General features: G+C 58.0%; 12 protein-coding genes. 2 read left to right on the top strand and 10 right to left on the bottom strand.

The genetic code is table 11. The features are described from left to right. Positions 1-70 precede the first annotated feature (70 nt). From lpdA to sdhC, 7 genes are all read right to left on the bottom strand, one after another. Positions 71-1507: a dihydrolipoyl dehydrogenase gene (gene lpdA, locus AC0T4W_RS08935; protein ID WP_476318640.1), complete on the bottom strand. Its 1437-nt coding sequence runs from the start codon at positions 1505-1507 to the stop codon at positions 71-73. A gap of 67 nt (positions 1508-1574) precedes the next feature. After that, entirely contained in the window at positions 1575-2801 is a 1227-nt protein-coding gene (gene odhB / locus AC0T4W_RS08930) for a 2-oxoglutarate dehydrogenase complex dihydrolipoyllysine-residue succinyltransferase (protein WP_476318638.1), read from the bottom strand. Between the two features lie 69 nt (positions 2802-2870). Further along, positions 2871-5702: a 2-oxoglutarate dehydrogenase E1 component gene (locus AC0T4W_RS08925; RefSeq protein WP_476318636.1), complete on the bottom strand. Its 2832-nt coding sequence runs from the start codon at positions 5700-5702 to the stop codon at positions 2871-2873. Between the two features lie 244 nt (positions 5703-5946). Continuing rightward, complete coding sequence (locus tag AC0T4W_RS08920) at positions 5947-6651, bottom strand: succinate dehydrogenase iron-sulfur subunit (protein ID WP_476323539.1); 705 nt, start codon at positions 6649-6651, stop codon at positions 5947-5949. A 26-nt stretch (positions 6652-6677) separates the two neighbouring features. Continuing rightward, positions 6678-8450: a succinate dehydrogenase flavoprotein subunit gene (gene sdhA, locus AC0T4W_RS08915; protein WP_476318634.1), complete on the bottom strand. Its 1773-nt coding sequence runs from the start codon at positions 8448-8450 to the stop codon at positions 6678-6680. 3 nt (positions 8451-8453) lie between these two features. Further along, on the bottom strand, positions 8454-8822 hold the full coding sequence (gene sdhD, locus AC0T4W_RS08910) for a succinate dehydrogenase, hydrophobic membrane anchor protein (RefSeq protein ID WP_476318632.1): 369 nt from the start codon (positions 8820-8822) through the stop codon (positions 8454-8456). Beyond that, the gene (gene sdhC, locus AC0T4W_RS08905; protein ID WP_476323537.1) at positions 8816-9202 is read right to left on the bottom strand and encodes a succinate dehydrogenase, cytochrome b556 subunit; all 387 of its coding nucleotides are present in this window, start codon (positions 9200-9202) and stop codon (positions 8816-8818) included. Before sdhC ends, sdhD begins: the two co-directional genes overlap by 7 nt. Before the next feature lie 351 nt (positions 9203-9553). Here sdhC and gltA point away from each other — a divergent pair, with 351 nt between their 5' ends. Then, positions 9554-10828 carry a citrate synthase gene (gene gltA / locus AC0T4W_RS08900; RefSeq protein WP_476318630.1) on the top strand — a complete coding sequence of 425 codons (1275 nt, stop codon included), beginning with the start codon at positions 9554-9556 and terminating at the stop codon, positions 10826-10828. Positions 10829-10893: 65 nt separating this feature from the next. Here the strand turns inward: gltA and AC0T4W_RS08895 are convergent, their stop codons facing one another. From AC0T4W_RS08895 to AC0T4W_RS08885, 3 genes are all read right to left on the bottom strand, one after another. Beyond that, on the bottom strand, positions 10894-11496 hold the full coding sequence (locus tag AC0T4W_RS08895) for an START domain-containing protein (RefSeq protein ID WP_476318628.1): 603 nt from the start codon (positions 11494-11496) through the stop codon (positions 10894-10896). Positions 11497-11532: 36 nt separating this feature from the next. Next, the gene (locus AC0T4W_RS08890; protein WP_476318626.1) at positions 11533-11793 is read right to left on the bottom strand and encodes a YkgJ family cysteine cluster protein; all 261 of its coding nucleotides are present in this window, start codon (positions 11791-11793) and stop codon (positions 11533-11535) included. Positions 11794-12005: 212 nt separating this feature from the next. Continuing rightward, a complete protein-coding gene (locus AC0T4W_RS08885) occupies positions 12006-12929 on the bottom strand; it encodes an NAD(P)-dependent oxidoreductase (RefSeq protein ID WP_476318624.1) in 924 nt (307 codons plus the stop codon). Between the two features lie 423 nt (positions 12930-13352). Between AC0T4W_RS08885 and AC0T4W_RS08880 the strand changes: the two genes are divergently transcribed. Next, positions 13353-14567 (top strand): IS110 family RNA-guided transposase, encoded by a 1215-nt coding sequence (locus AC0T4W_RS08880; RefSeq protein WP_476316702.1) that lies wholly within the window; start codon positions 13353-13355, stop codon positions 14565-14567. The last annotated feature ends 87 nt before the right edge of the window (positions 14568-14654 follow it).

Raw genomic sequence — 14654 nt, 5'->3', positions numbered from 1 at the left:
TTGAGCTGCACCTTCACCGATACACTGGTGAAGGCATCCGCTCAAACAAACAACGATTTAACGCGTGCTGTTAACGCTTTTTACGGTTGGCGATGTGGATGGCGTGGCCATTCACTGCCAGAGCAGCTTCGTGCAGGGCTTCGGACAGCGTCGGGTGGGAGAACACCATCATCCCCAGATCCTCAGCGCTGGTACCGAATTCCATACCGATTGCACCCTGCTGCACCAGTTCGGCAGCGCTTGGGCCAATTACGTGTACACCGAGAACACGGTCGGTAGTGGCATCGGCGATCACTTTAACCATGCCGCCGGTGTCGTTGGCGGCCATGGCGCGACCGCTGGCAGCGAAGGGGAAGGTGCCGACGTTAACGGCCACGCCTTCGGTCTTGAGCTGCTGTTCGGTCTTGCCGACCCATGCGATTTCTGGGTGGGTGTAGATAACCGATGGGATCAGGTCATAGTTCATCTGGGCTTTGTGGCCGGCGATGCGCTCGGCAACCATGATGCCCTCTTCCGAGGCTTTGTGAGCCAACATCGCGCCACGCACCACGTCACCAATGGCGTAAACGCCAGGCACGCTGGTGGTGCACTGGTCGTCAACGAAGATGAAACCACGCTCGTCCATGTCGACGCCGCTATCGGCTGCCAGCAGGTCGGTGGTCACCGGACGACGGCCGACCGCAACGATCAGCTTGTCGAAAACGATCTTCTGCTCGCCTTCGGCGTCGGTGAAGTTGACGGTCACCTGCTTCTTCTTCACTTCCGAACCGGTGACGCGAGCGCCCAGGCGGATTTTCAGGCCTTGCTTGGTGAAGGTCTTCAGCGCCTCTTTGGCGATCTGCTCATCGGCAGCCGGGAGGAACTTGTCCAGGGCTTCCAGCACGGTGACTTCAGCACCCAGACGGGCCCAGACCGAACCCAGCTCCAGACCGATTACGCCAGCGCCGATCACGCCGAGTTTCTTCGGTACGCTCTGGAATTCCAGGGCGCCGGTGGAGTCGACGATTACGTCCTGATCAACTGGAGCCGGTGGAATGTCGATTGGCTTGGAGCCGGAAGCCAGGATCACGTTCTCAGCTTCGACGATCTGCGTCTTGCCATCGGAACCGGTGACTTCAACCTGCTTGTTTGCCAGCAGCTTGCCGTGACCTTCGAGCAGAGTCACGCCGTTGGCCTTGAACAGCGTGGCAACGCCGCCGGTGAGATTTTTCACGATGTTGGCCTTACGACCGATCATCGCTGGCACATCGATGGTTACGCCCTTGGCTTCGATACCGTGGATAGCGAAGTGATCCTTCGCCTCATAGTATTTCCAAGAGCTGTCGAGCAGTGCCTTAGACGGAATGCAGCCGACGTTCAGGCAAGTACCGCCGAGGGCGACTTTGCCCTCTTTGTCCTGGTACTTCTCGATGCAGGCAGTTTTCAGACCGAGCTGGGCTGCTTTGATAGCGGCCACATAGCCACCAGGGCCGGCACCGATGACTACCACGTCGAATTTCTGGGTCATAAACGTATTCCTTCTCGAATAAACCGGACGGCCCTGGTTAGAGAACCGTCGTGGGAGAAACTGACTTTTAGATGTCCAGCAGCAGACGCGCCGGGTCTTCTAGCAAGTTTTTGATGGTCACCAGGAAGGTCACGGCTTCCTTACCATCAATCAGGCGGTGATCGTAGGATAACGCCAGGTACATCATTGGGCGGATAACCACCTGACCATTCACGGCCATCGGGCGCTGGATAATGTTGTGCATCCCCAGGATCGCGGCTTGCGGTGGGTTGACGATTGGCGTCGACATCATCGAACCGAAAGTACCACCGTTAGTGATGGTGAAGGTGCCACCGGTCATTTCTTCGATCGACAGCTTGCCGTCTTTGGCTTTCTTGCCAAAGGTGGCGATGCCGTTCTCGATTTCAGCCAGGCTCATCAGCTCGGCGTTACGCAGCACCGGAACGACCAGGCCACGGTCGCTGGACACAGCAACACCGATGTCGGCGTAGCCGTGGTAAACGATGTCGGTACCGTCGATCGAGGCGTTGACTGCCGGGAAACGCTTCAGCGCTTCGGTAGTGGCCTTGACGAAGAACGACATAAAGCCCAGGCGCACGCCGTTATGGCTCTTCTCGAACAGGTCTTTGTACTTCGAACGCAGCGCCATGACTTCGGTCATGTCGACTTCGTTGAAGGTGGTCAGCATGGCCATGGAGGACTGAGCCTCGACCAGACGCTCGGCGATCTTGGCGCGCAGACGGGTCATCGGCACACGCTTCTCGGTACGGTCGCCGGTGGCGAATACCGGTGCGGTGGCAGCTGGAGCGGCCGGTTTGGCGGCAGGTGCAGCAGCTGGGGCGTTTTTCTTCGCTTCAACGGCGGCAACCACGTCTTCCTTGGTTACACGGCCGCCTTTGCCGGTGCCAGCAATGCTGTTGGCGTCAAGGCCGTTCTCTTCGGCGATCTTGCGTGCAGCAGGCGACAGGATGGCATCGTCGCCAGCGGCCGGTGCGGCGGCCTGGGCAGCAACGGCCGGAGCAGCTGCGCCAGCAGCCGGGGCAGCGGCAGCAGCGCCGCCCTCACCCAGGGTGCCGAGCACTTCGTTGCTGAGGACCGTGTCGCCTTCATTCTTGATGATTTGCGCGAGGACGCCGTCGGCCTCAGCCAGCACTTCAATCACTACCTTGTCGGTTTCGATGTCGACGATCAGCTCGTCGCGCTTGACCGCATCGCCCGGCTTCTTGTGCCAAGTGGCCACGGTGCCGTCGGCGACCGATTCCGGGAAAGTAGGGGCTTTGATCTCGATAGCCATTGTGTGTGGTTCCTTAAATTCGGTTTCTTCTAGCAGGCGGCCCAGTTGGCCGCCTGTTGCGCGAAGGCGTTAAACAGTAAAGGCGTCTTGCAGGAGTTTTTCCTGCTGTTCGGCGTGCATCGATGCATAACCACAGGCAGGTGCGGCAGACGCATCACGACCGGCGTACTCAAGGAACAGCGCTTTCTTGTGCGCTGTTGCCACGCGACGCATGTGATGCTGGCTGCAGTACCAGGCGCCCTGGTTCATCGGCTCTTCCTGACACCAGACGATGTGTTTGAGGTGCTTGTACGGTGCAATTGCCTCGGTCAGATCATCTTCAGGGAACGGATAGAGCTGCTCGATACGCACAATGGCGATGTCTTCACGGCCTTCGTTGCGGCGTTTCTCCAGCAGGTCGTAGTAAACCTTGCCGCTGCACAGCACCAGACGCTCGACTTTCTTCGGATCGATTGCATCGATCTCTGGAATGACGGTCTGGAACGAGCCTTGGGCCAGATCTTCCAGGGTCGAGATGGCCAATTTGTGGCGCAGCAACGATTTGGGCGTCAATACGACCAATGGCTTGCGCAGCGGGCGAATCACCTGACGACGCAGCAAGTGGTAGATCTGCGCCGGAGTGGTCGGTACCGCAACCTGCATGTTGTGCTCAGCGCACAGTTGCAGGTAACGCTCCAGACGCGCCGAGCTGTGCTCAGGCCCCTGCCCTTCATAACCGTGCGGCAGCAGCATGGTCAGACCGCACAGACGGCCCCACTTGTGCTCGCCACTGGAGATGAACTGGTCGAACACCACCTGGGCGCCGTTGGCAAAGTCGCCAAACTGCGCTTCCCAGATCACCAACGACTGCGGCTGGGTGGTGGCGTAGCCATATTCGAAGGCCAGTACCGCTTCTTCCGAAAGGAAGGAGTCATACAGGTCGAACTTCGGCTGACCGGCATAGAGGTTCTGCAACGGCAGGTAAGTACCGGCGTCCTTCTGGTTGTGCAGCACTGCGTGACGGTGCGAGAAGGTGCCACGGCCAATGTCCTGGCCGGTCATGCGGATCGGGTGGCCTTCGAACAGCAAGGTTGCGTAGGCCATGGTTTCGGCATAACCCCAGTTGATCGGCAGCGCACCTGCCCCCATCTTCTGGCGGTCCTCGAGAATTTTCGCAACCTGGCGCTGCACCACGAAGCCTTCCGGAATTTCCAGCAGCTTGTTGGACAGTTCCTGCAGGGTTTTCAGCTCGAAGCTGGTGTCATGACGCGCGGTCCAGGCGTGGCCCAGGTACGGACGCCAGTCGACGAACAATTCCTTGTTCGGCTCTTTGACCAGGCTCTTGACCACATGCTGACCGTTATCCAGCGCGGTACGGTACTCGTCGATCTTGGCCTGCACTTCATCCGCCGACTGACGCGCAGTAGCGGTCAACGCTTCGGCATACAGCTCACGGGTGGTGCGCTGCTTGGTGATCTGCTGATACATGATCGGCTGAGTGCCGCTCGGCTCGTCGGCCTCGTTGTGGCCGCGACGGCGGTAGCAAACCAGGTCGATGACCACATCACGCTTGTACTGCATGCGGTAATCGACAGCCAGCTGAGTGACGAACAACACGGCTTCCGGGTCATCACCGTTAACGTGCAGGATTGGCGCCTGAATCATCTTCGCCACATCAGTGCAGTACTCGGTGGAGCGCGAGTCCAGCGGATTGCTGATGGTGAAGCCGACCTGGTTGTTGATCACGATGTGGATGGTGCCGCCCGTCTTGAAGCCACGGGTCTGCGACATCTGGAAGGTTTCCATAACCACACCCTGACCGGCGAATGCCGCGTCACCGTGCAGGGAAACCGGCAGCACCTTCTCGCCAATGGCGTCGTTGCGACGATCCTGACGGGCGCGTACCGAACCTTCAACCACCGGCGAGACGATCTCCAGGTGCGAGGGGTTGAACGCCATCGCCAAATGTACTTCGCCGCCTGCGGTCATCACGTTGGAGGAGAAACCCTGGTGATACTTCACGTCACCGGAAGACAGGCCTTCGGTCTTCTTACCTTCGAACTCGTCAAACAGGTCGCGCGGGTTCTTGCCGAAGGTATTGACCAGCACGTTAAGACGACCACGGTGGGCCATGCCGATAACGACTTCCTTGGTGCCATAGGAACCGGAACGCTGGATCAGCTCATCGAGCAGCGGAATCAGACTTTCGCCACCTTCCAGACCGAAACGCTTAGTGCCCGGGTACTTGGTGCCCAGGTACTTTTCCAGACCTTCAGCAGCGGTCAGGCGCTCGAGCAGGTGGCTCTGCACCTCAACCGAGAATTGTGGACGACCACGCACGCTTTCCAGACGCTGCTGGAACCAGCTGCGCTGTTCGGAATCAACGATATGGGTGAACTCGGCACCGATGGTGCGGCAATAGGTCTGCTGCAACGCATCGCGAATTTCGCGCAGAGTAGCCTCTTCCTTGCCAATGAACAGCCCACCGGTACGGAAGGTGGTGTCCAGGTCGGCATCGGTCAGACCATAGTTATTGATTGCCAGATCAGCAGGTTCGGGACGCTTCCAGAGGCCAAGCGGATCGAGCTGAGCAGCCTGATGGCCGCGCATGCGATAAGCCTGAATCAGGCGCAGCACTTCGACTTGCTTCTTCTCGTGCTCACTGCTGACGCTACCAGCGGACACCGGTTGGGCGCGGCGCTGATTTTTAGCGAGCAAGACGAAATGTTCGCGAATCGTTGAGTGCGATACGTCTGTGGCGGCGCTGCCATCGGTCGGCAACTTCTGGAAGTAAGTGCGCCACTCTTCTGGCACAGCGTTGGGATCGTGCAGGTAAAGCTCATAGAGCTCTTCCACATAGGCAGCGTTACCACCGGATAGGTGGGCACTGTCCCACATGCGCTGCATCACGCTTTCTTGCATGCTTGGTCACCCTCGGTAAGGGGACACCACCGGCGAAGAAACCGCATGGCTGGCAGCCCTGAAGCAGCGACTGGTAAACCACTACGGATCCCGCAGATAGTCCGGGCACCAGCCCGGATGCCCCTGCTGGTCGTCATATTTTTCAAATTAAGAGCCACCGCTTTGTGAGCAGCAGCTCTGGCTAAAGCTACGGCGCTGGGTTGAAAGCAGCGCCGCAGGTGTTACAGGTCTAGCAAAAAACTGATCAGGTACCGCTTTGCAGCAACATGTTGCGCACGTGGCCGATGGCCTTAGTCGGGTTGAGACCCTTAGGGCAAACGTTCACGCAGTTCATGATGCCGCGGCAACGGAACACACTGAACGGATCATCCAGAGAGGCCAGACGCTCTTCAGTCTTGGTGTCACGGCTGTCGGCCAGGAAACGATAAGCCTGCAGCAACGCAGCTGGACCGAGGAACTTATCTGGGTTCCACCAGAAGGACGGGCAGCTGGTGGAGCAGCAAGCGCACAAAATACATTCGTACAGGCCGTCCAACTTCTCACGTTCTTCCGGGGTCTGCAGGCGCTCAATAGCAGGAGCCGGCGTATCGTTCTGCAGGTAAGGCTGCACCTTCTCGTATTGCTTGTAGAAGATGCTCATATCAACCACCAGGTCACGAATGACCGGCAGGCCTGGCAGCGGACGAATCACCAGCTTGTTGTTCTTGACGGTTGCCGACAGCGGCGTGATACAGGCCAGACCGTTCTTACCGTTGATGTTCATGCCGTCGGAGCCACAGACCCCTTCACGGCAAGAACGACGGTAGGAGAAGCCCTGATCCTGTTCCTTGATCAGCGCCAGCACGTCGAGGACCATGATGTCCTTGCCGCCGGTGTCGATCTTGAAATCCTGCATAAACGGCGCAGCATCTTTTTCCGGGTTGTAACGATAAATGCTTACTTGCAACAGATTGGCTTGCGACATATCGGCCACCCTTAGTAAGTACGAATCTTGGGTTCAAACGCAGGAACTGTCTTCGGCGAGAAGTTGACCGAACGCTTACTCACGCGCTTTTCACCTGGGATATACAGGGAGTGGCACAGCCAGTTTTCGTCGTCACGTTCTTCGAAGTCTTCACGGGCGTGAGCACCGCGGGATTCTTTACGAACCTCGGCAGCGATCGCGGTGGCTTCTGCCACTTCGAGAAGGTTTTGCAGCTCCAGTGCCTCAATACGCGCAGTGTTAAACGCCTGACTCTTGTCTGAGATTTTAACGTTCGAGATACGCTCACGCAGGTCGGTCAGTTGTTGGATGCCCTTCTGCATATACTCACCGGTACGGAACACACCGAAGTAGTTTTGCATGCAGTTCTGCAATTCTTTACGAAGCGGCGCAACCTCTTCACCAGTCGTGCGCTCGTTGACAGCCGCCAGACGCTTGAGCGACAGCTCGATGTCGGTCTCGCTGGCACCACGGACTTCCACGCCTTCTTTCAGCGCTTTTTCCAGGTGAATACCAGCCGCACGGCCAAACACCACCAGGTCGAGCAACGAGTTGCCGCCCAGACGGTTGGCGCCGTGTACCGATACGCAGGCTACTTCGCCTACAGCAAACAGACCGTCGATGATCTTGTCGTTACCGTTGGCATCCTGGGTAATGGCCTGACCATGAATGTTGGTCGGCACGCCGCCCATCATATAGTGGCAAGTTGGCACGACCGGAATCGGCGCAAGCACCGGATCGACGTGAGCGAAGGTCTTGGACAGTTCGCAGATACCCGGCAGGCGGCTGTGCAGTACTTCCTCACCCAGGTGATCAAGTTTAAGCATCACATGATCGCCATCAGGACCACAGCCGTTACCGGCAATGATTTCTTTGACCATCGAACGCGCAACCACATCGCGACCCGCGAGGTCTTTAGCGTTGGGCGCGTAACGCTCCATGAAACGCTCGCCGTGCTTGTTGATCAGGTAACCACCTTCACCACGGCAACCTTCGGTCACCAAGGTACCAGCACCGGCGATACCGGTCGGGTGGAACTGCCACATTTCAATGTCCTGCACTGGCACGCCAGCACGCAGGGCCATGCCCACACCATCGCCGGTGTTGATCAGGGCATTGGTGGTAGATGCGTAAATACGACCCGCACCGCCAGTGGCAAGAACAGTAGCCTTAGAGCGGATATAGACGGTTTCACCGGTTTCGATGCAGATAGCAATGGTGCCAACCACAACACCATCCTGGTTTTTCACCAAATCCACCGCATACCATTCGTTAAGGAACGAAGTGCCGGCTTTCAGGTTGGCCTGATACAGGGTATGCAACAACGCATGACCGGTACGGTCAGCTGCAGCACACGTACGCGCAGCCTGAGTTGGGTTATCCGGGCCTTTGGACTGACCGCCGAACGGACGCTGATAGATGCGGCCTTGCTCAGTACGGGAGAACGGCAACCCCATGTGTTCCAGCTCGAATACAGCTTCAGGCCCGACAGAGCACATATATTCGATAGCGTCCTGGTCACCGATATAGTCGGAACCCTTGACGGTGTCGTACATGTGCCAGCGCCAATCGTCGTTCGGATCGGCCGAAGCGATGGCGCAGGTGATGCCACCCTGAGCGGACACAGTGTGCGAACGCGTCGGGAAGACCTTGGTCACCACTGCGGTTTTATGACCACCCTGAGCCAACTGCAGTGCAGCGCGCATACCCGCGCCGCCGCCACCCACGATGATGGCGTCATAAGAAAGAGTGCGAATGCTTGTCATGGATCAGTTACCCCAAAGAATCTGCACGCCCCAGACGAAAAACGCGAACATGGCTAAGCCACACGCGGCCTGGAAGAGAAAACGTACCGCAGTCGCCCACTTACCCACGGCCATCGGCGTCAGGTAGTCGGTGGAAATCGTCCACATACCTACCCAGGCGTGCACAGTAAGCGCTACCAGGGTGAGCAAACTAAAGATACGCATGGCGTTATTGGAGAACAGTGCATGCCATTCGGCGTAACCCAGACCTGGGTTGCACAGGATATAACCCAGCAGGAAAAGCACATAAGCCGCGAGAACGACAGCAGACACACGCTGCGCCATCCAGTCATAAAGACCCGAACGCGAAAAATTGGTGACGTTGGTTACCATATCCAAACCCCCAGCAACAGGATCACGACCGCCGAAACGACGAGAACGATTTGCGAGCCCAGCTTGCCGCCTTCCAGCGTCTCGCCAATGCCCAAGTCCATGATCAAGTGGCGAACACCGGCCACCAGGTGGTACAGCAGAGCGGACAACAAACCCCAGATCACGAATTTGGCCAGCGGGCTGGTCAAGCATTCTTGCACCTGGGCAAAGCCCTCTTCCGACGCCAGCGACTTGTCGAGGCCATACAGCAGAATGGCGATACCGACAAAGAGGATGACACCAGAGATACGGTGAAGAATGGACGTGTAAGCGGTGACTGGGAGTTTTATCGTCCGAAGGTCGAGGTTTACAGGTCTTTGGCTATTCACGGCTTTTTTTATCACACTGAGAGCCCCTAACTATCAGGGCAAAGTTGTCGGGAAGTGCACTGGTCAGGTACCCATCACCCAAGGAGTGACAACTACCAAAAGACAGGCTAAAGCCCTTGGTAGCTGGGCGCAGAGTATAGACAGTTAGGTTACTAATGACAATGCAAAGCCCCCTACCTAAAAGCGCATTGCACACCTCTAACAAATGACGTAAAGGACCACTTTAAAAGGCCGAAAACCACCCGCAAACCCTTCTGCCGCCTGGGTTTTCGCAAATTGACATTCGAATTTATCTCACTATAGTGGTGCGGGCCCTGCGTGGGGGGCAGTCAGATGATTTCAAGCATAACTAGGAGGCCAAACATGGCTGACAAAAAAGCGCAGTTGATCATCGAGGGCGCAGCCCCCGTCGAGCTGCCCATTTTAACCGGCACCGTTGGTCCCGATGTAATTGACGTGCGGGGCTTAACCGCCACGGGCCGTTTCACATTTGATCCTGGCTTTATGTCCACCGCCTCGTGCGAGTCGAAGATCACCTATATCGACGGCGACCAGGGCATCCTGCTGCACCGCGGCTACCCCATCGAACAGCTGGCAGAGCAATCCGATTACCTGGAAACCTGCTACCTGTTGCTGAACGGCGAACTGCCGACTGCAGAAGAGAAAGCCACGTTCGTCAGCACCATCAAGAACCACACCATGGTTCACGAGCAGTTGAAGACCTTCTTCAACGGCTTCCGTCGCGACGCTCACCCAATGGCCATCATGTGCGGCGTAGTCGGTGCCCTTTCGGCCTTCTACCACGACTCGCTGGACATCAATAACCCGCATCACCGCGAAGTCTCGGCCATGCGCCTGGTCGCCAAGATGCCGACCATCGCCGCCATGACCTACAAGTACTCCATGGGTCAGCCGATGATGTACCCGCGCAACGACCTGAACTACGCGGAAAACTTCCTGCACATGATGTTCAACACCCCGTGCGAGATCAAGCCGATCAGCCCGGTACTGGCCAAGGCCATGGATAAGATCTTTATCCTGCACGCCGACCATGAGCAGAACGCCTCCACCTCCACCGTGCGCCTGGCAGGCTCTTCGGGTGCCAACCCGTTTGCCTGTATCGCCGCCGGTATCGCCGCCCTCTGGGGCCCGGCTCATGGCGGTGCCAACGAAGCCGTTCTAGCCATGCTTGACGAGATTGGCAGTGTCGACAATATCGACACCTTTATTGCCAAGGCCAAGGACAAGAACGATCCGTTCAAGTTGATGGGCTTCGGTCACCGGGTTTACAAAAACCGCGACCCGCGCGCCACCGTGATGAAGCAGACCTGCGACGAAGTACTGGCCGAGCTGGGCATCAAGAACGATCCGCAGCTCGAACTGGCGATGCGCCTGGAAGAAATCGCCCTGACCGACCCGTACTTTATCGAGCGTTCGCTGTACCCGAACGTCGACTTCTACTCGGGCATCATCCTCAAGGCTATCGGTATTCCGACCAGCATGTTCACCGTAATCTTCGCCCTGGCGCGGACTGTCGGTTGGATTTCGCACTGGAAAGAAATGCTCTCCAGCCCGTACAAAATTGGCCGTCCACGCCAGCTGTACACCGGCTATCCGCAGCGCGATATGAAGAAGTAATTCAGCTCTCGCCGCATAAAAAGGCTGCCCTCGGGCAGCCTTTTTTATATCTGGATGAGCCAGCTTTATTGTTTTTCAGCCAACTGGCGCAGCCCCTGCAGGGTATTGAACGGCGCATCCACAACAAAGCTGTTGGCCAGCCAGGCCGGTACGCTACCGCCCGGCTCTGAATGCACCTGATAGACCACTTCAATTTCACCTTCGTGCGGCGTAAGACGCCAAAAGCCTTCCACTTTACTTACCCGCACAAAGCCTTGCTGCAGCGGCAAATAATCGGTAATCCCATGCAAGGTGCGGATTACCCGACCGTCGGCATCATGCGTGGTAGTCACCTGCACGATTGAATCACGCGGCTGCACCGGCCAGGGCGTATGAAAGCGACTGTAGGCCCAGCTTAGACCGCTCTCATGTTTGAGCAGCTTTTGCTCGCTACAGGCATGAATCCAGGCGCACGCTGCACTGACATCATCCTGCAAGGCCAATAGGCGCGGCATATCCACCCGTATACGGGTTACCCCACGAAACGCCTGAAAGCTTGAGCCAGGAATCTGCTGTAAATAGACCTTAATTCCCGCCTCATCCTTGACCAGACGCCATTGCGCCGCCTGCGCCCCACCCACTGCCAGCAACGCAGCAACCCCCAAGAGCAGCCCTGTAAAACGCACCATCATGCCTCCAGCAACGAATAATCTTGCGCCACAGTATCAGACGGTAACCGCCGTGCTCTGTTCCAGCCAACCAATCAACTGCAAGGCCTCTGCCGTAGTGCTGCCACACACATACTCGGCAGCCTGAAACGCCGAACACACCGCAGGGCGCTCAGGTTGGCCAAAGATCAGGCAGTAGTTATTGGCATCCAGCTGTACGCAGCGCACACCTGCCGGCTTGCCATCGGGCATGCCTGGGATGGAGGAACTGATTGAGGGTGCAATGCAGCAGGCGCCGCAGCCGGCACGGCAATTCATGACAGGAAAACCTCAAAAACAACAGCACGATGGCACAGACCGGCGATTCTACGTGGGTAGCGACGGCTTGGCAGCCGGCCACGCGTAGATTCAGGCGAGCGGTAGATGCTCGCGCTGAACACCTTGAGCCGCTTCATGCACCCACCGCCCAGTCGCTCAAGTTCACTCAGGGCGAAGGCGGTGGCGCGCTGCAAGTCGGCGCCAACGGCCAGTCAGTGCTTGTTCAGGCGGGCAAACAGGCTGGAAGTGTCCCAACGGCCGCCGCCCATGCCCTGCACATCGGCGTAAAACTGATCGACCAGCGCGGTTACCGGCAGCTGCGCGCCATTGCTGCGGGCCTCGGCCAGCAGGATCGACAGGTCCTTGCGCATCCAGTCCACCGCAAAGCCATGCTCGAACTCACCGGCCAGCATGGTTTTGTGACGATTTTCCAGTTGCCAGGAATGCGCCGCGCCCTTGCTGATCACCTCCATCGCGCCATGCGCGTCGAGGCCGGCGCACTCAGCAAAATGCAGTGCCTCGGACAAACCCTGCACCAGCCCGGCGATGCAGATCTGGTTGACCATCTTGGTCAGCTGACCGCTGCCGGCTTCGCCCATCAAGCGGGCCATGCGTGCATAAGCCTGAATAATCGGCTCAGCCTTGGCATAAGTCGCAGCCGTACCGCCGACCATGATAGTCAGCGCGCCGTTCTGCGCGCCTGCCTGACCGCCAGACACCGGCGCATCAAGGAAGCCCAGCTGGCGAGCGGCTGCCAGTTCGGCCAGTTCGCGGGCCACCTGCGCAGAGGCAGTGGTGTGATCGACCAGCACTGCGCCGGGCTGCATGCCGGCGAAAGTGCCCTGCTCGCCCAGCACCACGCTGCGCAAGTCATCGTCATTACCCACGCAGACCATCACAAATTCAGCATCCGCAGCTGCTTCGTACGGAGTTGGCGCATGGCTACCGGCGTACTCGGCGGCCCACTGCGCAGCCTTGGCTGCGGTGCGGTTGTACACACACACCTGGTGCCCCGCGCGTGCCAGGTGCCCGGCCATCGGGTAACCCATTACACCCAGCCCGATAAACGCCAGCTTTGCCATATCCACCTCTACCTTCAAGCGCCATCGCCAGCGCACACAACTACCTAACCGCATATCCGCGCTGCATGGCAGATACGAACCCAGCTGCAAGCATGCCCGCCACATTAGGCCAGCGCCAGTACAGCTATAGGGCAAAACTGTATGGCTAGGAGCCTGTCGGATTTGACACTGTTCTACTGCGGAAAAGCCGGACTCGGCCATTTTTGCTGCTCTTTCTCGTTAACAGTCATGGCAGCCCCGCCACCCCTGATGATGAAAGAGAGCTATAGATAGGGAAGGTGGCGGTGAGAGGTCGCTAGTTTTTTTGGCGGAGACACCCCGTCGTTAACATGATCCAGCGAACTGACTCGTACCCCGGATTGCCTCTTTCGAGAGCGAACGCTAAATAGGCCGTTGGGGACTTGTTCCCTTCAGGCTCATTCAGTTCGATCACCGCCACCTTCCCGATCTTGAGTGTAGACAGCAGAGGGGTGGGGTATGGAATTGATTGCCCTTTATAAACGTGTGGTTGGACTGGATGTGCATCAGGCCCAGATCACTGCCTGCGCGGTGATTGAAGAGACGGATGGTCGCATCACAGTCGAGCACCGTCAGTTTGGCGCGTTCAAGCGTGATCGTCGGGCGCTGGCCGAGTGGGTAGCGGCTCTGCAGCCGGACGATGTGGTGATGGAGAGCACCGGCGTTTACTGGAAGAGCCCCTATGCGGCCCTGGAAGCGGTGGGTATCAGGGCCAAGGTGGTCAATGCTCGGCATGTCAAAAATGTACCTGGGCGCAAAACGGACATAGCCGATGCTCACTGGCTGGCGATCCTGGCGCGCGCTGGGCTCTTGCGTGGCTCGTTTGTGCCGCCGGCCAAGCTGCGCGAGTTGCGCCTGATTGCCAGGCAGCGGCAGAAGCTGGTCAGCCAGTTGGCCTCGGAGAAGAACCGCTTGCACAAGGTGTTGAGCGACAGCGGGGTGCGTCTCGGCGTCGTGGTGAGCGACCTGCATGGGCGTTCTGCGCGGGCCATGGTCAAGGCGATCATTGCGGGTCAGCCCGTACACGAAGTGCTCAAGTTCGCCACGCGCCGCCTGAAGGCCAGCCGTGAAGAGCTGTTCGAGGCGCTGCAAGGAGAACCGACGGCCAGCCACTGTTTTGTGCTCGACGAGTTGATGCAGCACATTGAAGAGCTTGAAGCGCGGATTTCCCGTTTCGAAGCCCGCCTGCTCAGCGAACTCGATAGCGAGCGCAATGCCCTGTCTCTTTTGCAGACCCTGCCCGGCGTTGACTTGATCGGCGCGGCGCTACTCATCGTTGAGATCGGCAGTGACATGGACGCCTTTGGTAGCGCTGATCGATTAGCCTCCTGGGTGGGCATCTGTCCAGGCAACAACGAGTCTGCAGGTAAACACAAACCTGGAAAGATACGTAAGGGCAATGCTCATGTGCGGCGGTTGTTATGCGAATTCTCGCACTCGGCCAGCCGCACTGCATCGGTATTCAAAACCAAGTTCCAGGCACTGGTGATTCGACGTGGCTACAAGCGCGCGATCATCGCCTTGGCTCACAAACTGCTACGTACCGTCTACTACATGCTCAAGCGGCGCGAACACTACCGGGACAGCGCCCTGGACTATGAAGCCTTGTCGGTCAAACGCAATTCAGCTCGCTGGCTCAGGGCACTGGAGAAGTTCGGCTACCTGCCGAGCTAAACCACCCCCGAGTGTTTTTTTGCTGGTGTCCGGCAGGTTCGCGCTCGTCTGTCAGATGGATTCTTTCACGCTAAATAGCTCGCTATT

This window comes from Pseudomonas sp. C7.1 (assembly GCF_056312395.1).
This window is presented reverse-complemented; position numbering and strand designations above follow the sequence as displayed.